Source organism: Glycomyces albidus, assembly GCF_009451885.1.
GTDB lineage: Bacteria > Actinomycetota > Actinomycetes > Mycobacteriales > Micromonosporaceae > Glycomyces > Glycomyces albidus.
In genome coordinates this window covers 1-24,580 of the sequence record NZ_WIAO01000012.1, presented here as the reverse complement: position 1 = coordinate 24,580, position 24,580 = coordinate 1, and the positions used below count along the sequence as shown (strand labels likewise).

The following is a 24,580-nucleotide window of genomic DNA, read 5'->3' as shown; positions in this document are numbered from 1 at the left end:
CGGCGAGGCGCGTTCGCGTCCTCGATAGACTCGGCGGATGTCAGAGGGGTCCCCGCCGCAGCCGACGGCGCTCGTCACCGGCGCGGCGGCGGGGATCGGGGCGGCGTTCGCCAGAGCCCTCGCGCGGGACGGGTACCGGCTGGTGCTCGTGGACCGCGACGGGGAGCGCCTGCGCGGGCTCGCGAACGCGCTCCCCGTCCCCTGCGAGACGGTGACCGCGGATCTCGCGGTGGAGGCCGAGGTCGCCCGGATCGAGGCGCGCTGCCGCGAGGGCGTCGACCTGCTGGTGAACAACGCCGGGTTCGGGCATCCCACCGAGCTGCTGGAGACGCCGGTGGCGGCCGAGGTCGCGATGGCGCGGCTGCACATCGAGGCCGTGCTCCGGCTGACGCTCGCGGCCCTGCCGCCGATGATCGCCCGCGGGAGCGGCCGCGTCGTCAACACCGCGTCGGTGCTCGGCTTCTTCCCCAGCTCGACGTACTCGGCGACCAAGGCGTGGGTCGTCAACTTCAGCCAGTCCACGGCCAGGACGACGCTGCCGCACGGGGTCGCGGTGACGGCGCTGTGCCCGGGGTTCACGCGCACCGAGTTCCATGCGACCGCGGGCATGAACATGGCGGGGGTGCCCGGCTTCCTGTGGCTGGAGGCCGACGCCGTCGCGGCGGCGGCGCTGCGGGACTCGCGGAAGGGGAAGGCCCTCAGCGTTCCCGGGTGGCAGAACAAGGTCATCGTCGCGATTGGACGGCTGCTTCCGGCGGGGCTCATCGGGCGGATGCTCACCGGCTCGGGTTCGCGCAACCCGGTGCGGCAGCCGCAGAGGTGAACGCGCCCCCGGCAGGGGGGCCGGGGGCGCGGGCGGGGGCTGCGGTCAGACGCCGACCGGTTCCCGGGGAGCGGGTGCGGCCGGCTGCTCGGGCTCGGGTGCCGGCCGGTGATCGTCGACGAGGGTGGCCTCGTTGAAGGGCCGGTCGCCGGCGAAGACCCGCCGGGCCTGGCCGCGGTCGAACTCCTTCGTCCAGGTGCCGATGAGGACGGTGGCGACGGCGTTGCCGGCGAAGTTGGTGAGGGCGCGGGCCTCGGACATGAAGCGGTCGATGCCGAGGATGAAGCCGACGCCGTCGACCAGGTCGGGGCGGTGGGACTGGAGGCCGCCGGCGAGGGTCGCGATGCCGGCGCCGCTGACGCCGGCCGCGCCCTTGGAGGCGATGACCATGAACACCAAGAGCGAGATCTGCTCGGCGAGGCCGAGCGGTTCGCCCTGCGCGGTGGCGATGAACAGGGTCGCCATCGTCAGGTAGATCGCGGTGCCGTCGAGGTTGAACGAGTATCCGGTCGGCACGGTGATGCCGACGACGGGCTTGCTGACGCCGAGGTGCTCCATCTTGGCGATGAGCCGCGGCAGGGCCGACTCCGAGGACGAGGTCGAGACGATCAGCAGGAACTCCCGGCCGAGGTAGCGCAGGAGCTGGAAGATGTTGACGCGGGCGGCGAGCCACAGGACGGCGCCGAGGACGCAGAAGACGAACAGCAGGCAGGTCGCGTAGAAGCCGATCATGATGACCGCGAGGCTCTTCAGCGCGTCCCAGCCGGTCTCGCCGACGACGGCCGCGATCGCGCCGAACGCGCCGATCGGCGCGACCCACATGATCATGGCCAGGACCCGGAAGACGAGTCGCTGGAGGTGTCCGATGCCGCGCAGGATCGGCTCCCCCGCGGGGCCCATCTTCTGGAGGGCGAACCCGGCGAGCAGCGCCACCAGCAGGGCCTGGAGGACCGAGCCGGAGGTGAACGCGGAGACCATGCTCTCGGGGATGACGCCGAGGAGGAAGTCGACGGTGCCGTGGCCGCCGGCCTCGGACGCCTGCTCCTGCGCGGCGGTGGCCGCGGTCGGGTCGAGGTCCATGCCCGAGCCCGGGTGGAGGAGGTTCCCGACGACCAGGCCGATGGCCAGCGCGAAGGTGGACATGAGCAGGAAGTAGCCGAGGGCGATGAGCCCGACCTTGCCGACCTTCGCGGCCTTCGCCACCGAGCCGATCCCGAGCACGATGGTGCAGAAGATGATCGGGACGATCATCATCTTGATGAGGGCCACGAATCCGGTGCCGAGTGGCTTGAGCTGCTTCGCGAACTCGGGGAGCGCGAACCCGACGGCGACGCCGAGGACCACGGCGACGATCACGGCCAGGTAGAGGTAGTGGGTGCGGTCGCGGCGCTTCGGGGGTGGCGGCATGGACATCGTCGTCTCCTCGTTCATCGGGCGTTTGACCGAAGTATTCATTCGCTTGTGAGGCCAGTCACTATTTAGTTCATTTCGGTCGCATGATCGGCACGTGATGAAATGGGGCGTGACGAAACCGTGGCCGCTCGCCAGGCAGCTCCTGGTGCTGCAGCTCGTCCTGGTCGGCCTGATCGTCGGCGCCGGGACGGCGCTGGCGTACGTCGACGCCGGGCGGGCGACCGACGACAACGCGCGCGAAGAGGTGCTCGCGGTCGCCTCGACCGTCGCGGACTCGCCGAGCGTGATCGCCGCGCTCGCGACCCCGGATCCGAGCCTGGAGCTGCAGCCGTTCGCCGAGCGGGTCCGGGCCGACACCGGGGTCGACTTCATCACGATCATGAGCCCGGAGGGCATCCGGTACACGCACCCGGACCCGTCGCAGATCGGCAAGCGGTTCATCGGGAACACCGAGACGGCCCTCGCCGGGCGGCCGTTCACCGAGACCTACACCGGGACGCTGGGGCCGTCGATGCGCGCGGTCGTGCCCGTATTCGACGACGTCGACGCAGTGGTGGCGCTGGTGGCCGTGGGGATCACGATCGAGGCGATCTCGGCAGAGCTCAACGAGCGCCTGGTGCCGCTGGCCGCCGTCGCGGGCGGCGTGCTCGTCGTCGGCGTCGCCGGGAGCTACCTGGTGAGCGCCCGGCTGGGCCGCCAGACCCGCGGGGTCGCACCGGCCGAGCTGCGCGACATGTTCGAGTACTACGAGGCGATCCTGCACTCGGTCCGGGAAGGGCTGGTGCTGGTCGACCGGGACGGGCGCGTCGCGCTGTGCAACGACGCGGCACGGGACCTGCTCCGGCTGCCCGAGGACCCCAAGGGCGTCCCGGTCGCCGAACTCGGACTCGCCGAGGACCTGGCCGCGGCGCTCACGTCGCCGGCGCCGGTCGCCGACGAGCTGCACCTGACCGACACCCGGCTCCTGCTGGTGAACACGATGCCCGTGCGGTCGCGGGACCGGAGCATGGGCACCGTCGTCACCCTGCGCGACCACACCGACCTCCAGCACCTGACGGGAGAGCTCGACACGGCCCGCGGATTCGCCGAGTCGCTGCGCTCGCAGGCGCACGAGTCGGCGAACCGCCTCCACGCGGTGATCTCGCTGATCGAGCTGGGCCGCGTCGACCGGGCCGTCGAGCTCGCGACCGCGGAGCTGGCGACCGCGCAGCAGCTCACGGACCGGGTCGTCGGCTCGGTGACCGAGCCGGTGCTCGCCGCGCTGCTGCTCGGCAAGCTCAGCGAGGCCGGCGAGCGCGGCGTCGAGCTGGAGCTGACCGCGGACACGGCCATGCAGGACACCGAGGGCATCGACGCCCGCGACCTGATCACCATCCTGGGCAACCTGATCGACAACGCCTTGGACGCGGCCGTGGAGCACGCGGCCGAGCGGGCGCCGAAGGTCGCGGTGACCGTGAAGAGCGAGCCGGGCGAACTGCTCGTGCGCGTCGCCGACTCCGGTCCGGGCGTCGCCGAGGGCGCCGACATCTTCCGGCGGGGCTGGTCGACGAAACCGGACGGCGAGTCCGGCCGGGGACTGGGCCTGGCGCTCGTCGGGCAGGCCGTCCGCCGCAACGGCGGCAGCATCGAGGTCGCGGGCGGCGGTGGCGGCGGCGAGGCGAGCAACGGTGACACTGAGGGCGACGCCTCCGAAGGCCGTGCCGTCGACGACCGCGCCGCCCGAGCCGACGCCTCCGAGAACCGCGCCCCTGACAGCGTTTCCGGCGCCCCTGCTCCTGGCGGCCGTCCCGCCGGCGGTCGCGCCTCCTCGACCGGTGGCGCGGTGTTCACGGTCCGGCTGCCGATATCGTCGGACCGATGATCCGCGTACTGGTGGTCGAAGACGACCCGGTGGCCGCCGAAGCGCACCGGGCGTACGTCGAGCGCGTCGCCGGGTTCACGGTCGCCGGCGTCGTCCACTCGGGCAACGAGGCCGTCCGGTTCTGCTCCCGCAACCCGGTCGACCTCGTGCTCCTGGACTTCTACCTGCCCGACACGCACGGTCTGGCGGTGTGCGCGGCCCTGCGCGCCGCCCGCGCCCCGGTCGACGTCATCGCCGTGACCTCGGCGCGCGACCTGTCCGAGGTCCGCGCGGCCGTGTCCTCCGGCGTCATGCAGTACCTGCTCAAGCCGTTCACGTTCGCGGCGCTGCGGGGGAAGCTCGAGACGTATGCGGCCTGGCGGGCGCAGGTCGCGCAGCCCGGCGAGGTCGGCGGCCAGACCGACGTCGACCGGATGCTGTCCGAGCTGCGGACGCCCGGCACCGGCCCGCTCCCGAAGGGCCTGAGCGCCTCGACGCTGGCGTCGATCACCGCCGCGCTGGACGAGGCGACCGAGGGCCTCTCGGCCGCCGGGATCGCGACGGCCGTCGGCATCGCGCGCGTCACCGCCCGCCGCTACCTCGAATACCTCGCCGACAACGGCGTGGCCGAGCGCCGGCCCCACTACGGCGGCGTCGGCCGCCCCGAAGTGCGGTACACGCTCGTCAAGCGCTGATCGGGACCGGATGTCGGTGCCGTCTGCGACACTGGCGGCATCACACGAGCGGTAACGGAGCCCCGGCCATGCGGAAACTGATAGCGACGGTCTTCAACTACTCCCTCGACGGCCTGCTGGCCGACGAGGGCACCGACTTCTGGGAGTTCTGCTTCTCCCTGCCGGAGAACGAGCACCCCGACGACGCCGGGCAGCTCGATTTCCTGCGCAACGCCGACGCCATCGCCATGGGCCGCACCTCGTACGAGGGCATCTCCAAGGCGATGACGCAGACCGACGCCGACCACCCCTTCGCCGAGATCCTGACGGCCGCGCGGAAGGTCGTGTTCTCGCGGACCCTGGAGACCGCCGAATGGGCGAACACCGCGATCGCCTCCGGCGACACCGCCGAAGAGGTCGACCGGTTGCGGCGGGGCGGCGACGGGTACATCGTGGTCATGGGCGGCGTCGGGCTCTGGCGCTCGCTCATGGCGCTCGACCTGCTCGACGAGCTCCAGGTCAGCATGTTCCCCTACATCGCGGGCAAGGGCACCCGCCTGTTCGACGGCGTTCCCGAGTCGTACCGGCTCGACCTGGTCTCCAGCGCCTCGTCCGCGAACGGGATCGTCGAGCTCCGCTACCGCCGCCACCGCCCCTCGACCGGAACGGAAGGATGACCGCATGTGCCGCAGCATCAAGACCCTGTTCAACTTCGAGCCGCCCGCCACCGCCGAGGAGGTGCACGCGGCCGCGCTCCAGTACGTCCGCAAGCTCAGCGGGTCGACGCACCCGTCGCAGGCGAACCAGGAGGCCTTCGACAAGGCGGTGGCCGCGGTCGCCGCTGCCACCCAGGAGCTCCTGGACTCCCTGGTCACCAAGGCGCCGCCGCGCGACCGGGAGGAAGAGGAGGCCAAGGCGAGGGCCCGCGCGGCCGAGCGGTTCGGCACGCCGGCCCCGTCATGACCGGCGCCTGGCGAGCAGGCCGTGCCGCGGGGCGAACAGCCACGCGAGCACGAACATCCCGGTGATCACCAGGACGACGAGGCCGCCGGCCGCCAGGTTGTAGTAGAACGACAGGTAGAGCCCCGCGAGCGCCCCGAACGCGGCCAGCGCGCACCCGGCCAGGACCATCGGCCCGAGCCGGTCGGTGAGCAGCCGCGCCGTCGCCGCCGGGGTCACCAGGAGGGCGAGGACGAGGATGTTCCCGACCGCCTGGAGCGAGATCACGATCGCGACCGTGACCATGACGTACAGGGCGATGTCGAGTGCGAGCACCGGCAGGCCCGAGGCCCGCGCGGTCTCCCGGTCGAGGCTCACGGCGATGAGCTGGCGGCGCAGCAGGAACGTCGCCAGCACCAGCGCCAGGCCCGCGAAGCCGACCAGGAGCACGTCGCCGTCGCCGAGGGCCAGGATCTGTCCGAACAGGAACGACGTCAGGTCGCCGGTGTAGGAGTCCTGGGACGAGACCACCACGATGCCCAGGCCGAACGAGCCCGCCCAGAAGATCCCGATCACCGTGTCCTCCTTGAGCCGGCGGGTCTGGCTGATGAGGACGATCGCCAGCGCCGTCGCGACTCCGGCCGCCGCGCCGGACAGCGTCAGGTTGACGTGCAGGACGAATCCGATCGCGACGCCCGGGAAGACGGCGTGCGCGACCGCGTCGCCGATGAAGGCCATGCCGCGCAGGACCACGAACGCCCCCACGGCGACGCACACGACCGCTGACATGACGGCGACCGCGAAGGCGCGCTGCATGAACACGTGGGACCACGGTTCGGCCAGCCATTCGATCACTGGGGGCGCTCCGTTCCGGTGAGGAGGGCTTTGAGCTCGCCCGAGGCGGCCACGCCGAAGGCGCGCAGCCACAGGCCGGGGTCGGTGAGCTCGGCAGGCGGGCCGTCGGCGACGACCGTGCGGTTGAGCAGGCACAGCCGCGTGCAGGTGGCGCGGGCCTGGGCGAGGTCGTGAGTGGTCATGAGGATCGCGGCGCCCTCCCCGGCGAGCCGGGCGAGGAGGTCGGTGAGGAGCTCCTGGGTGGGGACGTCGACGCCGGTGAACGGCTCGTCGAGGAGCAGGAGGGACGGGCGGCGGGCGAGCGCGCGGGCGACGAGGACGCGCTGGCGCTGGCCGCCGGAGAGCTCCCCGACGGGCCGTTTCGCGAGGTCGGCGAGGCCGACCCGGTCGAGGGCCTCGGCCGCGGCGGCGCGGTCGTCGCGGTTCGGGCCCCGAAGCCACCTGGCGCGGGCATTGAGGACCGCGCCCTGGACGGTGATGGGGAAGTCCCAGGTGAACTCGTGCTTCTGCGGGACGTAGCCGGGCCGGCCGGCGCCGGTCCGCACCGTCCCGGACTCGGGTTTGAGGAGGCCGAGCACGGCCCGCAGGAGCGTGGTCTTCCCGGCGCCGTTGGGTCCGATGAGGCCGACGGTCTCGCCGGGGGCGACGGCGAGGTCGACGCGGTCGAGGACGGGGCGGCCGCCGAGGCTGACGGTGAGGCCGCTGACCCGCATGGCCTCAGTTGCCATCGGCGTCCCCGGGGGTGCCGGCCGCGGTGGCGTTGCGGCGCTTGCGGGTCGCGAACATGATGACCGCGCCGGCGACGACGGCGAGGGCGGCGGCGCCGAGGCCCCACAGGAGCCAGCCGGTGCCGGTGGTGGGGAGGAAGCCGTTGTCGTCCTCGTCGTCGTTCCCGCCGGAGCCGCCACCGCTGCCGTCGCCGGAGCAGGCAGCGTTCGGGTCGGTCGCGTCGCCCACGGCCACTTGGAGGTCGGCGGTGTCGGTGACCGTGGTGCCGTCGCCGGTGGTGCCGGTGAAGGCGATGGTGAGGCGGTAGACGCCGGGCTCGGAGAAGGTCCAGTTGCCGTGGGCGTGGGTGTTCTGCGGGACCGCGATGGTCTGCGGCAGCGGCTCGGCGGAGTTGAACAGCACGTCGGCGCCGCCGAACGTGCCGGTCAGGAAGAGGGTGAACGCGCCGGGGCCGTCGACGGCTTCGAGGCTCCAGTCGACGGCGCCGGGGACGCCCTCGATCACGCTGGGGTCCTGGGTGTTCCAGCCGGGCCAGACGATGCCCGAGGCCTGGACCTGCGGGAGCATGTGGATCTCGTCGCCGGGTTCGCCGAGGAAGCCGAAGTCGCCTTCGGGGATCGGGAAGAGCGCGGTGTCGGGGATGTGGAGGACGGTGTCCTCGAGTTCGCGCCACTGGGATTCGGCGGCGCGGTCGTCGCGGAGCTGGACGGTCCATTCGCCGTCGACGAAGCGGGGGCCGATGTCGACGTGGCCGTCGGCGACGACCTCGCAGGAGGTGGCGGTCTGGGCGCCGCCGGCCTCGGTGCCGGTGTCGGTGTCGATGGTCGCGGCCTCTTCGGTGGTGGCCGCTTCGGCGGTCAGCGAGTAGACGGCCGTGGCCGTCGCGGCGGCGGCCTGCGAGCGGGGCGCGAGGGCGCCGTGGCCCCGGTCCGCTTCGCGGGCGCCGAGTTCGATCCGGTACTCCCCCGGTTCGTCGACGGCGAGGACGACCATTGCGGTGGTGCCGCCGGGGAGCGTGAACGTGGAGTCGTCCGCGGTGGAGGCGAGCGGTTCGGCCAGTCCCGGCCCGGTGAAGGTGTAGAGCCAGGCGTCGCCGGGGCCTTCGACCTTGTCGAGGCCGAGGGTGAGGTCGCCGTCCACGGCCGAGGCGTCGAGCGTCGGGTAGGCGGTCCCGTCGGCGCTGCCGGCGACCCAGACGAGGTCGCCGGGGGCGCCGAGGAACGCGAAGTCCTCGCGTTCGGGGACGAGCGAGGGCACCGTCTCGAGTTCGGCGGGGGCCGTGACCGCGAGGCCGGCGCCGGCGGTCGCGAACTCGGCGATCCCTTCGGGCGCTTGGGCCTGCACGGGCGCGGTCCAGGCGGCCGCCGCGATCGCGGCGGCGGCGAGGACGGTCAGGGGCTTGCGGGTTCTCATGAGTCTCCTCCCAGGCAGCGGCTCAGCTCGGCGGCGTTCTGCCGCATCATGTCCAGATAGGTGGGCGAGTCTTGGGGCAGCGCGTCGCCGTGGAGCGTGCACACCTCGACTCCTTCGTCCTCGGCGACCTGGCGCAGGACGCTCGCGCGGGCGTGGAGGTTGGGCTCCACGAACACGGCGGGCACGTCGAGGTCGGCGATGGTCTCGGTCAGCTTCTCGACCTGCTGCGCGCTCGGTTCGGCCGCCGGATTGGGGACGACGAACCCGGCGACCTGCATCCCGTAGCGGTCGGCGAGGTAGCCGAAGGCGTCGTGGGTGGTGATGAGCTGCCGGTTCGCCTCGGGGATGGTGTCGATCGCGGCGGCGACCTCGGCGTCGAGCGCGTCGAGCTCGGCGAGGTAGGCGTCGCGGTTGGCCTCGAACTCGTCGCGGCCGTCCGGATCGACCTCGATGAGCGCGTTCGCGATGACCTCGACGTACGCCTTGGCGTTGGCGACGTTCTGCCACACGTGCGGGTCGATCTCGCCGTGGACGTGCTTGCCGAGCACCGCCTGCGGGAGCTGGTACAGCTCCTGGCCGGGCTCGCCGAGGAACGCGAACGCCTCGGCGTCGGGGATCTGCTCGATGGAGCGTGTGGGCACGTCGATCACCACGTCGGCGGGGGCGAGGTCGCCGCGCTCGTCGTCGCGGACGACGAACGCACCGGTGTCGAGGTCGGCGGTCAGGTCGGTGTGGCCGTCGTCGAGGACGGTGGCACCCTCGCGGACCTCGCGGGGGTTGACGCCCACCGCGAACGTGAAGGTCGCCTCGCCGACCTCAGCGGTGGTGGCGCCGTCGTCGGTCGCGCTCGCCGCGGCCGTCAGCTCGTACACGCCGGGTTCGGTGAAGGTCCAGTTGACGTGGGTGTGCGCCTCGGGCGGGAGGGTGATCACGTCGGTGCCGTCGATGCCGTCGCCGGTGTTCCAGTAGATCTCGGGGATGCCGAACGCGTCGGTGAGGAACATGGCGACGGTGCCCGGGCCGGTGGCGCCGGTGAGGCGGATGTCGATCTCCGCCGAGCGGGTCTCGGTCTCGCCGCGCACGCCGAAGCCGAGCCAGACCACGTCGAGGCCGACGTCTTCCACGAGCGGGATGAGCTTGGCGCCGTACGGCTCCGCGTTCTCGGCGAGCGCGATGTTGGGGGCGCCTTCGGGGACGTTCGCGTCGAACAGCTTGATGAGCGGGTGGTCCTCGAGGAGCAGGTGATTGGTGAAGGCGAGGTCGGCGCGGGCGACCTTTGCGGCGTCGTTCGGGCTCGGCTCGTAGGAGTGCGGGTCGCCGCCGGGCGGGACGATGGTCTCGACGTCGACCCGGTCGCCGCCGACGATCTCGGTCCAGTCCTTGATGATCTCGGTGGTGACGACGACCTGGGTGCCGTCGGCGCCGGCCGCGCCGGAGCACCCGGCCGCGGCGAGCGGAACGGCCGCCGCGGCGGCGAGCAGGGCGGCGGTCCGGCGGTGCGGCGGCCTGCGGTGGTGCAGGGGTCTCATGCTTCGCGCTCCTTCACGACGGTCGGTGCGGTGGTCGGGGGACGGCTCATGTCTCGGCTCGCTCCTTCGACGCGGCGGGGGCGTCGTGAGTCTCCTTGCGGCGCTTGCGTTTGCGGATCTTCACGGCAATCCAAACCAGCAGCGCGAGCGCGGCGGCGACGGCGGCCTGGGGCCACGGGGGTGCCCAGAGGGTCGTCTCCGCTGCGGTGGAGGCGAGCCGGGATTCGAGGTCGGCGGGGTCGACGGCCTCGGGGCGGACGATCAGCTCCACGTCGAGGCGGGCGAGGGGCCACACGCCCGTGATCTCGGCGGTGCCTTCGTAGCGGTCGCCGGGGAGGATCTGCGGGAGTTCGGCGATGACGACCTCTTCGGAGAGGAGGTCCCAGGGGCCCGCGACGCGGGCGACCAGTTCTCCTTGCAGGCGAACGTTCCCGGCGTTCTCGACGGCGAAGTCGAAGGCGACCGTGCCGGGCCGGGCCGGATTCCAGTCGTAGTGGTACGTCACGTCCTCGGTGTCGGGCGAAAGCCGCGGGTCGAGTTCGCCGGAAACGCGGAGGTGGACTCGGGCGCCGACGCGGCGCTCCACGAGCACCTCGGCGTCGCTCGCGTCGGTGGCCTCCTCGGTGACGGCCGCGACGATCCCGCCCACATGGTCGCCGGGAGTGGCGTCGGCGGGGACGGTGAGCGCGAACGGCACGTCGAGCCGGGTCTGGGGTGCGATGGTCAGCGTGTCCTCGTTGAAGCCGATCCACGAGCCGACGTCGACCGGCTCCTGGTCGGAGGGCAGGAGGTCGAACGCGCCGGACTCGGAGGTGTAGGCGTCGGAAGCGTAGAGCCGCAGGGTGATCGGCTCGGTCGAGAAATTGGAGACGCCGACGAAGTCGATCACGGTCTCGCCCGGGTCGAGCGCGTAGTCGAAGGCGGCCCGGCCGTCGGGTCCGTCCTGTGAGGACGGGTTGACGCCCCAGGTGGCGGGGGCGGGCTCCGCGGGCTGTTCCTCTTGGGCGGCGGCCGGGTTCGCCGCGAGCAGCGATGCGAGGGCGGTCGCGAGCAGCGCGGCGGTCCGCGCGGCGCGGGCGCTGTTCACAGGCCGCGCTCGCGGAGCGCGGGCGGTCGGGATGGTTCTGCTCACTTGGGGTCTCTCGGGTGGGGGCGGCTGGAGGCGGTCGGGCGGGGCGGCGGCCCCGGGGGTCTCGGGTCGTTCCGGCGGGGAACTGGTCGCGGCGGACCGGTTCCAGGGGGCGGGGCGGCCCCGGGAGTGGGATGGGGGCCGCCCCTATCTGGAGGGTGCGGTCTAGCCGACGTCGAAGGTGTAGGTGATCTCGGGCGAGGTCACCGCGCCGTCGGTGCTGTGGGTGCCGCTGACCTGGAAGGTGAGCTCGTACGTGCCGGGCTCGGTGAACACCCAGGTCGGGTGGTGGTGGGTCTCGGTGATCGCGGTCCCGGGCGCGTTACACGCCGGGTCGGTGTGGAAGCGGACGGCGCCGGTGGTGGCGTCGTAGACCGAGACGTTCCCGCCGGCGGGGGTGACCGCGTCGACGAGTTCGGCCTGGAGGCTGCCGCCGAAGGCGGCGAGGCTCAGGTCCTCGGTGCTCCAGCCGGCCCAGATGAGGCCGCTGGTCTCGGTGCGGGGCAGGACCCAGTTCTGGCCGGCGTCGAGCTTGCAGGCGACGGCCGTGGTGCGGTTGACGAGGTGGCCGGAGTGGACGTCGAAGACGACGTCGGCGGCTTCGAGGGTGGCGCCGGTGCTGTGCTGGTGGACGTTGATGTCGAGCGCGTTCGCGGTGTCGTCGTAGGAGAACGCGAGGACGTCGACGTGGCCGGAGGCGATGGTGGCCGCGTGGGCCTGGCCGGCGAAGGCCAGGGACACGACCGCGCCGAGGACGGCGCCGAGTTTGATCACGGTGCTGCGCATCGGGGCTCCTACTTCTTGACCCAGAACCAGTAGTCGACCTCGCCGGTCGACACGGTCTCGCCGGTGGCGGCGAGGACGCCTTCGGCCTCGACAGTGAGCTTGTAGACCCCGGCTTCGCCGAAGGCCCAGTTCAGGTGGCCGTGGCTGCCCGCGCCGACCGTGAAGGAGCCCGGGCCCTGGTCGGAGTCGAACAGGACGGTCGGGTCGCCGAGGTCGTCGACGGTGTAGAGGTCGACGTCGCCCCAGGCGTCGTGGACGGTGAGCGTGAGGGTGTCGCCGGCGAAGTCGCCGGGGGCGATCTCCTCGGTGGCCCAGCCGGCGAACAGGAGGCCCTCGACCTCGGTGTCGGGGAGGATCCACACGTCCGAGTCGCCGTCGGCGAGGAAGTCGTATCCGGCGGGGGCCGTGGTCTTGGCGGCCCGGTTCACCGCGAGGACGACCTCGGACGGGGCGTACTCGGCGTCGTTCTCCTCGTCGTGGACGTGGAGGTCGAGGGCGCCGTCCTCGTAGGCGACGCCGAGCACGTCGGCGTGGCCTTCGGAGAGGACGGTCGGCGAGGAGGTCTCGGCGGTGGCCGGGGAGGCGGCGGTGGCGACGACCGCTGCCGCGGCTGCGGCGACGGCGGCGTACTTGGGGAGGGTTCGCAAGGGGGTTCCTTTCTCGTGGTTCAGATGGCGGTGAAGGTGACGAGCGCGGAGTAGGTTCCGGACTCGACGTCGGTGGGCAGGTCCAGGTAGAGGTCGGCCTGGAGGACGGCGGTGCCGTTGCCGGCGCCGGAGGCTGCGGAGGCGAGCAGCTGGGAGGCGGCGAGGCCGGGTCCGCCGTCGAGGAGTCCTTCGACGGCCGGGCCGGGGGTCACGGCCTGGTCAGCGCCTTTGGAGGTGAGGCTCGGGGCCCAGCCGAGGTGGCCGCCGGGGAGGCGGTCGCCGCCTGAGGTGAATGCCGAGACCTGGGCGGTGGCGTTCCACCCCGGATCGGCGGTGCGGGTGTCGGTGACGGTGACCGGGCGGAGCTCGCCGGCGGTGGTCCAGCGGGTGGCGTCGGGGCTCAGGGTCATCGCCGGGAGCGTGACGGTGCGGTCGCCGGGGTCGACGCTGAGGACCAGACCGCCGGTGTCGGCGTCGAGTTCGGCGGTGATGGTCTGGGTGTTCTCGAGGACCGGCGGGTCGGGGTCGGGCTCGCCGCCGTCGGGCCATTCGCCGACGACGAAGAGGTAGTCCTGCGGCGCGGAGGCCAGCGGGGTGCCGTCGGCGGCTTCGGCTGTCGCCTGCCAGGTGAGGCGGTAGACGCCTGGTTCGCTGAAGAACCAGTTGGCGTGGGCGTGGGTGCGGGCCGCGGTGGTGATCGCCTGCGGCAGCGCGTCGGCCGTGTCGATCATGACCGCGGCGTCGCCGAAGTCGTCCACGGTGAGCATGACGAGGTCGCCGGGGCCGCTGAAGCCGGTGAGCTCGAGGTCGAGGGCGTCGCCGGCGAGCACGCCGCCGGGGATCCCGCCGGTGTCCCAGCCGGCGAAGAGGACGCCGTCCTGCTGGGTGTCCGGGAGGAGCCAGCGGACGTCGCCGGGGGCGCCGACCCGGTCGTAACCGGGGTTCGCGAACTGCTCCCCCAGGACGGTCTCGGATTCGGGGCTGGCGTGGAAGACGACGTCGTCGGGGTCGCGGTAGACGTCCGCGGGGTCGTGGAGGCGGGTGCCGTCCTTGGTGCGCAGGTCGAGGCCGGAGGCGGTGTCGTCCACGGAGAGGACGTCGACGTGGCCTTCGCCGAGGACGAGGCGGCCTTCGAGGTCGGACTCGTCGGGAAGGTCGGGATCGGGGTCGGGGTCCGGTTCGTCGGGCAGTTCGCCGACGTGCCAGTGGTATTCGACCGGGTCGGTCGCGACGGCGGTGCCGTCGGCGAGCGTGCCGGCGGCCTGCCAGGTGAGGGTGTAGGCGCCCGGGGCCGTGAACGCCCAGAACGAGTGGACGTGGGCGGGGACGCCGACGGGGATCGCGTCGGGCAGGCCGTCGCGGGAGGAGGCGAAGGGGACCGGCTCGCCGAAGTTCCGCACCGTCCACAGGACCGCGTCGCCGGGTCCGGCCACGTCGACGAGGTTCAGCGAGACCTCGTCGTCCTGGAAGCGGCCCTTGGCGAGCGGTTCGGTGCTCCAGCCGGGCCACAACAGCGCGGGGTCCTGGGTGAGCGGCAGCATCCACATGGACTCGCCGGCCTCGCCGATGAAGCTCCAGGTGCCGCCGGCGGGGATGGCCGTCTCGGCTTCGGGGCGGACGTGGAAGAGCACGTCCTCGGGGTCGTGGTAGCGGGTCGAGTCGCCGGTGTCGTCCTTGACGCGCAGGTCGAGCCGGTCGCCGTCCATGTAGACCTGCATGGCGTCGACGTGGCCGGCGGAGAGGACGGCGCGGTCGTCCCCGGGCGCGGCGGCGGCCGGGGAGGGCCAGGCCGCCGACAGCAGCAGCGCCGCGGCGGCGAGCGCGAGGGGGCGCGTACGGGCGGGGGTCATGGGGGTTCCTTCGTCAGCTCGGGTCGGGACTCACCTCATGCTAACGAAAATCATTACCATTCTCGATAGACGGCCGGAGGTTTCTTCCCGAGCCGGGCGGCCGGACTCCCGAACCGCAGGCAGAGGCCCTCGAACCGTCCTCAGTGACGTTGAATACCAAGCAGATGCGCATATGTCGACATGGGACCGGGCCGTCGTGCGGCCGGGTCGCGGACGGGCGGCCCCGCGGCATGTGGTCCCATGTCGCTGACGGTCGAACACGAAGGGGACGGTGTGAACAGGCGAGTACCGGTGGTCGTGCTCACGGGCTATCTCGGCGCCGGCAAGACGACGCTCGTGAACCATCTGCTGTGCCGGCCCGGCGCGCGGGTCGGCGTGGTCGTCAACGACTTCGGGGAGGTGAACGTCGACGCCGCGCTGGTGACCGGCCAGATCGACGAGCCGGTCTCGATCGCCGGAGGGTGCCTGTGCTGCATCGAGGACCTCAGCGGCCTCGACGCGGCCCTGGACCGGCTGACCGATCCGAAGTTCGGCCTCGACGTCGTCATCGTCGAGGCCAGCGGCATCGCCGAGCCCGGGGTCCTCGCGAAGATGATCCACTTCAGCGGGGCCGAGCGGGTGCGGCCGGGCGGGGTCGTCGACGTGGTCGACGCCGTCGAGTACTTCAACACGGTCGACAAGACCGACCAGCCGCCGGTCCGGTTCGCGGCCGCGACCCTGGCGGTGATCAACAAGTGCGACCGCCTCCCCGAGGCGGAGGCGGCGGGAGCGCTCGCCGCGATCGAGGAGCGGATCCGCGCGGTCAACCCGAAGATCCACATCGTCCGGACCTCGAGGGGCGCCGTCGACCCGGTGCTGGTGTACGACACGGCGTCGAGCACGGACCCCGAGGACGAACTGCCGCTCGCGGCACTGGCCCGCGAGGCGCACGGCGGCCACGCCGACCACTCGCACGCGAAGGCGGTCACGGTGCGGGCGACCGGGCCGGTCGACCCCGGAGCGCTCCTGGAGCTGCTGGAGGACCCGCCGCCGGGCGCGTACCGGATGAAGGGCACGGTCACCGTCGAATCGGGCGGACGCACCCGCGGCTACCTGGTCAACGTGGTCGGCGGCCAGATCGACGTCGCCGCGCACGACACCGCCGGCGACGGCGAGATGGTCGCGATCGGGGCGCACCTCGACGCGGACGCGGCACGGCCCCGCCTCGAAGCGGCGCTCGCGCCGCCGCGGCAGCGCAACCCCGAAGGGCTGCGACGGCTCCTCCGCTACCAGCGGTGAACATCGGTCACGTTGCGCCTCAGACGACCCGTCTGTCACACCCGGGTGGGAGGGTCGTTGAACCGGGGGCCCATCGTCCAGAACATTTCCGGAATGTCATGAAATATTGAGTCACCTGTCTTTGCGGCTCACGACCGCCCGCGCGATGAGCGCGACGGCACTGGCGAAGGCGATCAGCCCGAACGGGGCCGCCAGCAGCCACAGGCCGGCGGCCTGGAACGCGAAGTTCAGCAGCATGCCGGCGCCGAGGCCGATCCACAGCGCGGTGCTGGTGAGCTTGTAGTGGGCCCCGGCGGCCGGGTGCGGCGGCGCGGGGGCGGTGATGTGCTGGTCGTTCACAGCGGCTCCTCGAGTGGTTCGGATACCACTGACGCTACGGCGAACGGGCTTCGCACCCAATGCAGTCACCTGCCGAAACGAGGGTGGGGCCAGGTCCTGCGGCACGGTACAGCCTGCTGGAGTGAACGGCTCGGCGTCAGCGGAGGGGTTCGCTCGCGAAGGCGGCCATGCCTTCGGTGAAGGCGGTCTCGGCGCGGAAGCCGAGGACGTCGGCGGCGAGGTCGGGCGAGGCGACGATGTGCCGGACGTCGCCGAGCCGGTACTCGCCGGTGACGACCGGTTCGGCCCCGGCGCGGCCCTGCGTTTCGGAGAAGGCGGCGGCGAGCGCGCGGGCCATGTCGCCGACGCTGTGCGGTTCGCCGCTGGCGATGTTGCACGCGCCGGTCCAGTCGCCGTCGAGGGCGAGGAGGTTCGCGCGGGCGACGTCGCGGACGTGGACGAAGTCGCGGGTCTGGGCGCCGTCCTCGAACACGCGCGGGGCCGCGCCGGATTCGAGGGCGCTGCGGAAGATGCTGGCGACGCCGGCGTAGGGGGTGTCGCGGGGCATGCGCGGGCCGTAGACGTTGTGGTAGCGCAGGGCGCAGACTGGGGCGCCGGTCTCGCGGCCGTAGAGGAACGAGAGGTGTTCGGTGTGGACCTTGGTGGCGGCGTAGACGTTCCGGGGGTCGAGCGGGGCGGATTCGGGGACGGCCGCCCAGTCGAGGTCGGCGCCGCAGCGGGGGCAGCGCGGTTCGAACCGTCCGGCGTCGAGGTCGCGGCGGTCGCGCGGTGCGGCGCGGACGTCGCCGTGGTCGGGGCAGCGGTAGCGGCCTTCGCCGTAGACGACCATCGAGGAGGCGACGACGAGCCGACCGGTGAAGGAGCGGCGCCACAGGGCGCGCAGCAGGTTCGCGGTGCCGCCGTCGTTGTCGGCGACGTAGTCGGCCACGTCGTCGAAGTCGACGCCGAGGCCCACGCGGGCGGCCTGGTGGCAGACGGCGTCGACGCCCTCGACCGCGCGGCGGACGGCGTGCTCGTTGCGGAGGTCGCCGACGATGAGTTCGACCCCGTCCGGGAGTTCGGGCGGCTCTTTGTGGGCGGTGAGGGAGTCGAAGACCACCACGTCGTCGCCGCGCGCGGCGAGCCGCTCGGTGATCTGACCGCCGATGAATCCGGCGCCGCCGGTCACCAGTACTCGCATCGGGAATGCCTTTCTCTCGGTCACCACTGCACGCGCAGTGCGGCGGCGAGGACGACGGCGACGGCCAGTTGGAGCGTCAGCCACGCCCGGGGGCGGGTCAGGGCGCATCCGGCCAGGAGCACCAGGGGCATGAAGGGCTGCCAGATCCGCTCGGTCTCCGCAGAGGACATGCCCGACAGGTCGGCGACGGCGACGGCCGCGAGGCACGAGCCGACGACGATCCACATGCGGCGGTCGCGCAGCCGGGTGAGGGCGACCGCGGTCGCGGGGCCGAGCGCGAGCGCGAACACTGCGAGGTTCGCGAGCAGGAAGTACCAGTAGCCGCGGACCGCGGCCACGCCCGCGTAGTAGCGGACGCGCGTGGTCTGGAGCCCTTCGAGCCACCAGTAGCCCCACAGCAGCGGCGCGAGGACCACCGCGAGGGCGAGGGCGCCGCCGGCGAGGAGCACGCCCCAGCGGCGGCGCCGGACGGCGACGACCAGGACCGGGAGGGCGAGCAGTGCGGCGGAGAAGGAGAGCATGAGGGCGGCGCCCGCGAGCAGGCCGCCGGCGGCGGTGAGGACGGCGCAGCGGGCGCCGGTGCGGTTGGTGGCGAGGATCAGGCAGGCGACGGCCGCGAGCGTGACGCCCGCGAAGATGAGGTCGGCGTTGCTGTGCCAGTAGGAGGCCGGGGCGATGACGAGGAACGGCGCGGCGCGGCGGGCGAGGCGCTCGCCGGCGACGTCGCGGCCGATCGCGAGGGCGGCGGCGACGGTCGCGGCGACCCCGAGCTGGATGACGGCGTTCTGGAACACGAGGCCGTCGAGGCCGAGTTTCGCCGCGCCCCAGAAGAAGAGGACGAGCCCGGGCGGGTGCGACTGGAGGTGGACCGGGTAGGCGCCGGCGAGCTGCAGCTCGGTGTAGTGCTGGAGGAAGGGCGCGAACCCGCCGGCGTCGTCGACGAGATGCCGGTTGCTCGCGTAGTGGTGGTCGAGGTCGGTCCAGGTCCGCGGGTGGGAGTGGGCGACCGCCAGCGCGAGGCTGAAGGCGACGCCGGCGGCCGCGGACGCCAGGAGCGTGTACCGCCAGCGCCACCGGGCGGCGAGGGCGGGCAGGGCCGCGATGACGAGGGCGCCGACGGCGGCGGGGGCGAGCAGGGTGGCGTCGAAGTGCCATTCCCAGCTGCCGAACAGGGGCATGGCGCCGAGCTGATGGGCGCGGGTCTCGATCTGGCGCTTCCATTGGCCGAGCAGCCACACGAGGACCATGAGCAGGGCCCAGGCGGCGAGGACGGCGGCGGTCGCGCGGCGGCCGGTCACCGGCGGCCCCCGGCGGGCAGGCGGACGGTGAAGCGGCATCCGGCCGCGGTGTTGGCGGCGGTGACGGTGCCGCCGTGCGCTTCGATGAGGCCGCGGCTGATGGCGAGGCCGAGTCCGCCGCCGCGGTCGTCGCGGCCGCGGGCCTCGTCGCCGCGGAAGGCGATGTCGAAGACGCGGGGCAGGTCGGCTTCGGGGATGCCGCCGCACTGGTCCTCGATGTGGAGGACGGCGGCGTCCGGGGCGGCCTCGGCTTCGATGACGACGGTGCCGCCGGCCGGGGTGTGGCGGATGGCGTTGTCGAAGAGGTTGTCGAGGGCGCGGCAGCACTCGCGGGCGGCGACCTCGATCGGCGGGAGCGCGGAGAGGCGTTCGACGACGTGGACGCCCTTGACGTCCGCGGCGGCGCTGGCTCCGGCGAGGGAGTCGGCGACGGCGTCGCACAGGTCGACCTTCTCGCGGCCGAGGCGCAGGGTCCCGCTGTTGATGCGGGAGAGTTCGAACAGGTCGTCGACGAGGGCGGTGAGCCGTTCGGCGTCGGTGCGGATCTGGGAGTGGTAGCGCTTGACGGCGGCGTCGTCGTCGACCACGCCGTCGTCGAGGGCCTCGGCCATCGCGCGGATGGTGGCGAGGGGGGCGCGCAGGTCGTGGGAGACCCAGGCGATGAGTTCTCGCCTGGAGGATTCGAGAGCGCGCTCGCGGCGCTGGGACTCCTCGAGGCGGCGGGAGACGTCGGCGAGTTCGCGTGCGAGCGCGGCGAGTTCGCCGGGGCCGGTGACGGCGGGGGCGCCGGCGGCGCTGATGTTGCCGTCGGTGCCGACCATGGTGCGGGCGTAGGCGCCGACCTGCTGGGCGCCGGCGCCGATGTCGTCGCCGAGCTGCCAGGCGGCGCCGAAGGCCACGCCGGAGGCGACGATGAGGACCACGAAGAGGACGACGAGGTCGTGGAAGGAGATGAACATGGCGAGCGCGGCGGTGACGACGCCGGTGGCGGCGACGAGGACCGAGGAGAGCGCGACGGTCATGGTCTGGACGCGGGCGGGGCGGTTGCGGAGCCGGCGGAGCGCGACGCCGCCGATGCCGCCGGCGACGGCGGAGGCGACCGCGGCGACGGCGACGAGGACGGCGATGTCGCGGGGCGGGAAGTCGAAGGCGACCGCGAGGGCAGTGGCGGCGGCGAGCGCGACCGCGAGGATGAGCAGCGAGCCGGTGCGGCGGCGCTGGTGGTGCTCCATCAAGGCTCCCATCGGTATCCGACGCCGCGGACGGTGGTCAGGTGGCGGGGCGCGGAGGGGTCGTCCTCGACCTTCTCGCGCAGGCGGCGGACGTGGACGGTGACGGTGGAGGCGTCGCCGATGCTCCAGCCCCACACGGTCTCGAGGAGCTCCTCGCGGCGGAAGGCGCGCCCGGGGTTGGTCAGGAAGCACACGAGGAGGTCGTACTCCTTGGCGGTGAGCGTGAGCGGTTCACCGCGGCGGCGGACCCGGTGGGCGAGGGTGTCGATCTCGACGCCGCCGCCGGAGAGGACCGCGGGCGGGGCGGGCTCGGCCGAGGCGCGGCGGAGGACGGCGCGGACGCGGGCGGCGAGTTCGCGCGGGGAGAACGGCTTGGTGACGTAGTCGTCGGCGCCGAGGTCGAGGCCGGCGATGCGGTCGTTCTCCTCGCCGCGGGCGGTCAGCATGACCACCGGGATGGCGGTGGTCTCGCGGAGGCGGCGGCAGACTTCGAAGCCGTCCATGCCGGGCATCATGAGGTCGAGGACGACGAGGTCGGGCAGGGTCGACAGGGCCTTGTGGAGGCCGGTGGCGCCGTCGGCGGCGTAGTCGACGTCGAAGCCGTCGCGGCGCAGGTAGCGGGCGACGACCTCCGCCAGCGCGGGGTCGTCGTCGACGACCAGCACGCGCGGGTCGGCTTCGGAGCTCATGTGAATACGATGACCGATCCCGATCGCCTCCGTCATCCGATGCTCCAAGACTTTCGCATACCGTAAGAATCGTCCGGGCCCTGCGGGGCCGTCTCGTCAGTAGCATCGGGCCCATGCGGACCCATCTGCTCGTCATGGCGAAGGCCCCGGTCCCGGGGCGGTCCAAGACCAGGCTCACGCCGCCGTTGACCACTGTGGAGGCGGCGGCGGTCGCCGAGGCCGCGCTCGCCGACACGTTGGAGGCCGTCGCGGGGTGCGGCGCCGACCGGCGGATCCTCGTGCTCGACGGCGAGCCCGGCGAGTGGCTGCCGGAGGGGTTCACGGTGGTGCCGCAAGCGGGCGGGACGTTCAACGAGCGGCTCGCCGCGGCCTGGGCGTACGCGGGCGGGCCGGGGCTCCAGATCGGGATGGACACGCCGCAGGTGACGCCGGCGCTGCTGGACGAGTCGCTGGCCGTCGTGGCCGGCGGCGACTGGGAGGCGGCGCTCGGGCTCGCGGAGGACGGCGGCTGGTGGGCGCTGGGGCTGGCGCGGGCGCACCCGGAGGCGTTCGCCGGGGTCCCGATGAGCCGGGCCGACACGGGGCTGCTGCAGCGCAAGCGGTTGGAGTCGCTCGGACTCGCGGTCGCGGACCTGCCGGTGCTGCGCGATCTCGACGACATCGAGGATGCGCGGGCCGTGGCCGCGCTGGCGCCGCGCACGCGGACGGCGCAGCGGGTCCGGGCGCTGCTCGAGTCGGCCGTGGACGTGGTGCTGCCGGTGCTCAACGAGCGCGAGGCGATCCCGTGGGTGCTCGAGCGGATGCCGCGCGGGTACCGGGCGATCGTGGTCGACAACGGCTCCGACGACGGATCGGCCGAGGTGGCGGCCGGTCTCGGCGCGGTGGTCGTGTCCGAGCCGCGGCGCGGCTTCGGCGCGGCCTGCTTCGCCGGGCTGGCGGCCGCAACCGCGCCGGTGGTGGCCTTCATGGACTGCGACGCCTCGCTCGACCCGGCGGACCTGCCGGCGGTGTGCGCGCCGGTGCTGGCGGGCGAGGCGGACCTGGCGCTCGGCGCGAGGCGGGCCGAGAAGGGCGCGCAGCCGCTGCACGGCCGCATCGCGAACCGGTACCTGGCCGGGCAGATCCGGCGCCGCTGCGGCGCGCAGGTCACCGACCTGGGGCCGATGCGCGCGGCCCGGCGGGAGGCGCTGCTCGGGCTCGGCATCGCCGACCGCCGCTCCGGGTGGCCGCTCGAGATGGTGCTGCGGGCGGGACGCGACGGCTGGCGGATCACCGAGCTGCCGGTCCCCTACCGGCCCCGGGTCGGACGCAGCAAGGTCACCGGCACCGTGGGCGGGACCCTCCGCGCGGTCAAGGACATGCGCGCGCAGCTCGCGCGGTTCAAGGCCGGGAATCGATGAGGAGCAGGCATTGAACGATCAGGACCGGCCCCGAGCCGACATCGGCGTCTTCGGCGGCTCAGGCTTCTACTCCCTTGCGGCCGAAGCGGAGACAGTGAAGATTGAAACCGCGTGGGGGCCGCCGTCGGCGCCGGTCGCGGTCGCGGCGTTCGGGTCCGTGCGGGTGGCGTTCCTGCCCCGGCACGGGACCGGGCACCGGATCCCGCCCCACCGGGTCAACTACCGGGCCAATGTGGACGCCATGCGGCAGCTCGGCGTGCGGGCCCTGGTCTCGCCGTTCGCGGCCGGATCGCTGCGGCCGGAGATCAGGCCGGGCGAGTTCGTCGTCTGCGACCAGCTCGTCGACCGAACCTGGGGGCGCGATTCCACGTTCTACGACGAGTTCGACGACGGCCCGGTCCACATTCCGTTCGCCGAACCGTACGATCCGCGGCTGCGCCGCATCGTGCTCGATGCGGCCGCCGAGGTCGGCGCGGCCGCGCACGACGGCGGCACCGTCGTGGTCGTCAACGGCCCGCGCTTCTCCACCCGCGCCGAATCGCGGTGGCACCGCGAGTCGGGCTGGCACGTGGTGAACATGACCCAGTCCCCTGAGGCGCCCCTCGCGATGGAGGCCGGCATCCCGTTCGTCGGCATCGCCCTGGTCACCGATTACGACGCGGGCCTGGACGAGGACCCCGGCGTCGAACCGGTGAGCCAGGAGGCGGTCTTCGCGGTCTTCGAGGCGAACCTCCACAAGGTCCGCGAACTCCTCGACGCGGCGATCCCGAGGCTGGCCGCATGAGCGAGCGGTTCGAGACGCTGGCCGTCCACGGCGGCGAGCCGCGGCCCGCCCCGCACGGCTCGGTGGTGTTCCCGATCCACCAGGGCACGGTCTTCGAGGACGACCCCGGCGGCGACGTCCGGTACATCCGGCTCGGCACCAATCCGTCGCAGCGCCACCTCCACCGCAGGCTCGCCGCCCTCGAAGGCGCGGAGGCCGCGGTCGCCACCGCATCGGGCATGGCCGCGATCACCGTGGCGCTCCACAGCGTCCTCGCCGCCGGCGACCACCTCATCGCCGCGGGGGCGTTCTACGGCGGCACGATGCAGTTCCTCGCCGAGCACGCCGAACGCCTCGGCTGGGCCTTCGACCTGGTCGACCCCGCGGACCGGGACGCGTGGCGGCGGGCGTTGCGCCCGAACACGAAGGCGTTCCTGACCGAGACGATCACCAACCCGCTCGTCCAGGTCGGCGACCTGGCCGGCGCCGCCCGCTTCGCCCGCGAGCGCGGACTGGCCTCGGTCATCGACAACACCTTCGCGACCCCGGTCGTGTTCCGGCCGCACACGGTCGGCTTCGACCTGGTGTGCCACTCGGCGACGAAGGCGCTCAACGGCCACTCGGACCTCGCCGCCGGGGTGGTGACCGGGTCGAAGGAGCGGATCGCGCGCGTCGCGTCGGTGATGTGCGCCTACGGGTGCGCGCTCGATCCGCACGCGGCGTTCCTGCTCTCGCGCGGGCTCAAGACGCTCGCGCTGCGGGTCCGCCAGCAGAACGCGAACGCGCTCGCGGTCGCGCGGTTCCTCGACGGGCACGACGCGATCGCGCACGTGCGGTACCCGGGCCTGGCGACGCACCCCGACCACCGGCGGGCGGCCGCGCTGTTCGACGGGTTCGGATCGGTGGTGTCGTTCCGGCCCGCCGGGGGCGCGGCGGCCGCCGACGCCCTGGTGAAGTCGCTGCGCCTGCCGTACACGGCGGCGAGCCTCGGCGGCGTCGAATCGCTCGTCACCCGCGTGTCCGCGAACGAGGAGACGGCCGGCCTCCCCGACGACCTGGTCCGCTTCTCGGCCGGCATCGAGGCGGCCGAAGACCTGATCGAGGACTTCGCCCAGGCGCTCGGCGACTGACGGCCGTCCCCGGCGGCGGGCCGGTGTCCGGGTTCCCTGTTCGCTCGGTGTGCAGCGGTGCGGCTGGCAAGGGCGGGTACGGAAGACCGGCCGGTCACGGTGCCGGGCGGGCAACGTCATCGGCAGGCAGCGTCCGAGGCGCGCGCCGCCGGCTCGGATCCGGTGGGTCGGGCCGGTTCCGACGCGGCCGACGTCCCAGGCGCTTGTTTATCGGAACGTAAGCTCCGGCGCGGGCCTTTCGCCTGGATGAGCGCGATGATGGGGAGGTGAACACCGCGCATGCCGATTCGTCCCGCGCCTGGACCCTGGCCGGGCTCCTCGCGACACTGGCCGGCCTCGGGGTCGGCCATCTCGCCGCCGCGTTCGCCGCGCCGCGCGCCGCTCCGCTGTCGGCGTTGAGCGACGCCGTGATCGCCGTCGTCCCGCTCGAGGTCTCCCACTGGTTCATCGAACTGGTCGGCACGCTCGACAAGCCGCTGCTCATCGCGGGTCTGGCGGTCGGGGTCGCGGTCGCGGGCGCCGGGATCGGCCGGCTGCGGCGCACCCGCCCGTGGCCCGCGCGGGCCGCGGTCGTGGGGTTCGCGCTCATCGGGGCCGCCGCGGCGGTCACCAGGCCCGGGCTCGGCGCCGCGGCGGCGGTGCCC

Annotated in this window: 23 protein-coding genes and 1 pseudogene; 10 read left to right on the top strand and 14 right to left on the bottom strand. The window is 73.2% G+C overall.

Annotated features, from left to right (window positions below; translation table 11 throughout):
- Positions 1-37: 37 nt before the first annotated feature.
- On the top strand, positions 38-823 hold the full coding sequence (locus GFD30_RS11665; RefSeq protein WP_153025388.1) for an SDR family NAD(P)-dependent oxidoreductase: 786 nt from the start codon (positions 38-40) through the stop codon (positions 821-823).
- A 45-nt stretch (positions 824-868) separates the two neighbouring features.
- On the opposite strand, the gene GFD30_RS11660 is transcribed toward GFD30_RS11665, so the two are convergent.
- Positions 869-2,236, bottom strand: coding sequence for a cation:dicarboxylate symporter family transporter (locus GFD30_RS11660; RefSeq protein WP_227996117.1), 1,368 nt, complete (start codon positions 2,234-2,236; stop codon positions 869-871).
- Positions 2,237-2,333: 97 nt separating this feature from the next.
- On the opposite strand from GFD30_RS11660, the gene GFD30_RS11655 reads away from it, so the two are divergent.
- From GFD30_RS11655 to GFD30_RS11640, 4 genes are all read left to right on the top strand, one after another.
- Positions 2,334-4,097: an ATP-binding protein gene (locus tag GFD30_RS11655; RefSeq protein WP_153025463.1), complete on the top strand. Its 1,764-nt coding sequence runs from the start codon at positions 2,334-2,336 to the stop codon at positions 4,095-4,097.
- Positions 4,094-4,771 (top strand): response regulator, encoded by a 678-nt coding sequence (locus tag GFD30_RS11650; RefSeq protein ID WP_153025387.1) that lies wholly within the window; start codon positions 4,094-4,096, stop codon positions 4,769-4,771. Before GFD30_RS11655 ends, GFD30_RS11650 begins: the two co-directional genes overlap by 4 nt.
- 68 nt (positions 4,772-4,839) lie before the next feature.
- Positions 4,840-5,427, top strand: coding sequence for a dihydrofolate reductase family protein (locus GFD30_RS11645; protein WP_153025386.1), 588 nt, complete (start codon positions 4,840-4,842; stop codon positions 5,425-5,427).
- A 4-nt stretch (positions 5,428-5,431) separates the two neighbouring features.
- Positions 5,432-5,713: a DUF2277 domain-containing protein gene (locus tag GFD30_RS11640; RefSeq protein WP_153025385.1), complete on the top strand. Its 282-nt coding sequence runs from the start codon at positions 5,432-5,434 to the stop codon at positions 5,711-5,713.
- Here GFD30_RS11640 and GFD30_RS11635 read toward each other — a convergent pair.
- The 8 genes from GFD30_RS11635 to GFD30_RS11600 all read right to left on the bottom strand — a co-directional run bounded on the left by GFD30_RS11635 (position 5,708) and on the right by GFD30_RS11600 (position 14,627).
- The gene (locus GFD30_RS11635) at positions 5,708-6,544 is read right to left on the bottom strand and encodes an anchored repeat-type ABC transporter permease subunit (RefSeq protein ID WP_322633165.1); all 837 of its coding nucleotides are present in this window, start codon (positions 6,542-6,544) and stop codon (positions 5,708-5,710) included. The two genes, GFD30_RS11640 and GFD30_RS11635, sit on opposite strands and share 6 nt — an antisense overlap.
- Positions 6,541-7,272: an anchored repeat-type ABC transporter ATP-binding subunit gene (locus tag GFD30_RS11630; RefSeq protein ID WP_153025384.1), complete on the bottom strand. Its 732-nt coding sequence runs from the start codon at positions 7,270-7,272 to the stop codon at positions 6,541-6,543. The genes GFD30_RS11635 and GFD30_RS11630 overlap by 4 nt, the downstream gene beginning before the upstream one ends.
- Positions 7,262-8,686, bottom strand: coding sequence for a TIGR03773 family transporter-associated surface protein (locus tag GFD30_RS11625; RefSeq protein WP_153025383.1), 1,425 nt, complete (start codon positions 8,684-8,686; stop codon positions 7,262-7,264). The genes GFD30_RS11630 and GFD30_RS11625 overlap by 11 nt, the downstream gene beginning before the upstream one ends.
- On the bottom strand, positions 8,683-10,215 hold the full coding sequence (locus GFD30_RS11620) for an anchored repeat ABC transporter, substrate-binding protein (RefSeq protein ID WP_153025382.1): 1,533 nt from the start codon (positions 10,213-10,215) through the stop codon (positions 8,683-8,685). Before GFD30_RS11620 ends, GFD30_RS11625 begins: the two co-directional genes overlap by 4 nt.
- A 46-nt stretch (positions 10,216-10,261) precedes the next feature.
- Positions 10,262-11,347, bottom strand: coding sequence for a WxL protein peptidoglycan domain-containing protein (locus GFD30_RS11615; protein ID WP_153025381.1), 1,086 nt, complete (start codon positions 11,345-11,347; stop codon positions 10,262-10,264).
- Positions 11,348-11,509: 162 nt separating this feature from the next.
- Complete coding sequence (locus GFD30_RS11610; protein ID WP_153025380.1) at positions 11,510-12,130, bottom strand: choice-of-anchor M domain-containing protein; 621 nt, start codon at positions 12,128-12,130, stop codon at positions 11,510-11,512.
- An 8-nt stretch (positions 12,131-12,138) separates the two neighbouring features.
- Positions 12,139-12,777, bottom strand: coding sequence for a choice-of-anchor M domain-containing protein (locus GFD30_RS11605; protein ID WP_153025379.1), 639 nt, complete (start codon positions 12,775-12,777; stop codon positions 12,139-12,141).
- 20 nt (positions 12,778-12,797) lie between these two features.
- A complete protein-coding gene (locus tag GFD30_RS11600) occupies positions 12,798-14,627 on the bottom strand; it encodes a choice-of-anchor M domain-containing protein (protein ID WP_153025378.1) in 1,830 nt (609 codons plus the stop codon).
- Positions 14,628-14,900: 273 nt separating this feature from the next.
- On the opposite strand from GFD30_RS11600, the gene GFD30_RS11595 reads away from it, so the two are divergent.
- The gene (locus GFD30_RS11595) at positions 14,901-15,905 is read left to right on the top strand and encodes a CobW family GTP-binding protein (RefSeq protein ID WP_322633164.1); all 1,005 of its coding nucleotides are present in this window, start codon (positions 14,901-14,903) and stop codon (positions 15,903-15,905) included.
- 111 nt (positions 15,906-16,016) lie between these two features.
- Here the strand turns inward: GFD30_RS11595 and GFD30_RS11590 are convergent, their stop codons facing one another.
- The 5 genes from GFD30_RS11590 to GFD30_RS11570 all read right to left on the bottom strand — a co-directional run bounded on the left by GFD30_RS11590 (position 16,017) and on the right by GFD30_RS11570 (position 20,643).
- On the bottom strand, positions 16,017-16,244 hold the full coding sequence (locus tag GFD30_RS11590) for a hypothetical protein (protein ID WP_153025376.1): 228 nt from the start codon (positions 16,242-16,244) through the stop codon (positions 16,017-16,019).
- A 136-nt stretch (positions 16,245-16,380) separates the two neighbouring features.
- On the bottom strand, positions 16,381-17,424 hold the full coding sequence (locus GFD30_RS11585; protein ID WP_153025375.1) for an NAD-dependent epimerase/dehydratase family protein: 1,044 nt from the start codon (positions 17,422-17,424) through the stop codon (positions 16,381-16,383).
- Positions 17,425-17,444: 20 nt separating this feature from the next.
- Positions 17,445-18,722: a hypothetical protein gene (locus tag GFD30_RS11580; protein ID WP_153025374.1), complete on the bottom strand. Its 1,278-nt coding sequence runs from the start codon at positions 18,720-18,722 to the stop codon at positions 17,445-17,447.
- Entirely contained in the window at positions 18,719-19,954 is a 1,236-nt protein-coding gene (locus GFD30_RS11575) for a sensor histidine kinase (RefSeq protein ID WP_153025373.1), read from the bottom strand. The genes GFD30_RS11580 and GFD30_RS11575 overlap by 4 nt, the downstream gene beginning before the upstream one ends.
- Entirely contained in the window at positions 19,954-20,643 is a 690-nt protein-coding gene (locus tag GFD30_RS11570; RefSeq protein ID WP_153025372.1) for a response regulator transcription factor, read from the bottom strand. The genes GFD30_RS11575 and GFD30_RS11570 overlap by 1 nt, the downstream gene beginning before the upstream one ends.
- A 113-nt stretch (positions 20,644-20,756) precedes the next feature.
- On the opposite strand from GFD30_RS11570, the gene GFD30_RS11565 reads away from it, so the two are divergent.
- The 4 genes and pseudogenes from GFD30_RS11565 to GFD30_RS11550 form a co-directional block, all read left to right on the top strand.
- Entirely contained in the window at positions 20,757-22,043 is a 1,287-nt protein-coding gene (locus GFD30_RS11565) for a glycosyltransferase family 2 protein (RefSeq protein WP_194201935.1), read from the top strand.
- 10 nt (positions 22,044-22,053) lie between these two features.
- Entirely contained in the window at positions 22,054-22,827 is a 774-nt protein-coding gene (locus tag GFD30_RS11560; protein WP_153025371.1) for an S-methyl-5'-thioadenosine phosphorylase, read from the top strand.
- A complete protein-coding gene (locus GFD30_RS11555; protein WP_153025370.1) occupies positions 22,824-23,936 on the top strand; it encodes a trans-sulfuration enzyme family protein in 1,113 nt (370 codons plus the stop codon). Before GFD30_RS11560 ends, GFD30_RS11555 begins: the two co-directional genes overlap by 4 nt.
- A 266-nt stretch (positions 23,937-24,202) precedes the next feature.
- A pseudogene (locus GFD30_RS11550) lies at positions 24,203-24,580 on the top strand (molybdopterin-binding oxidoreductase); the annotation flags it as partial.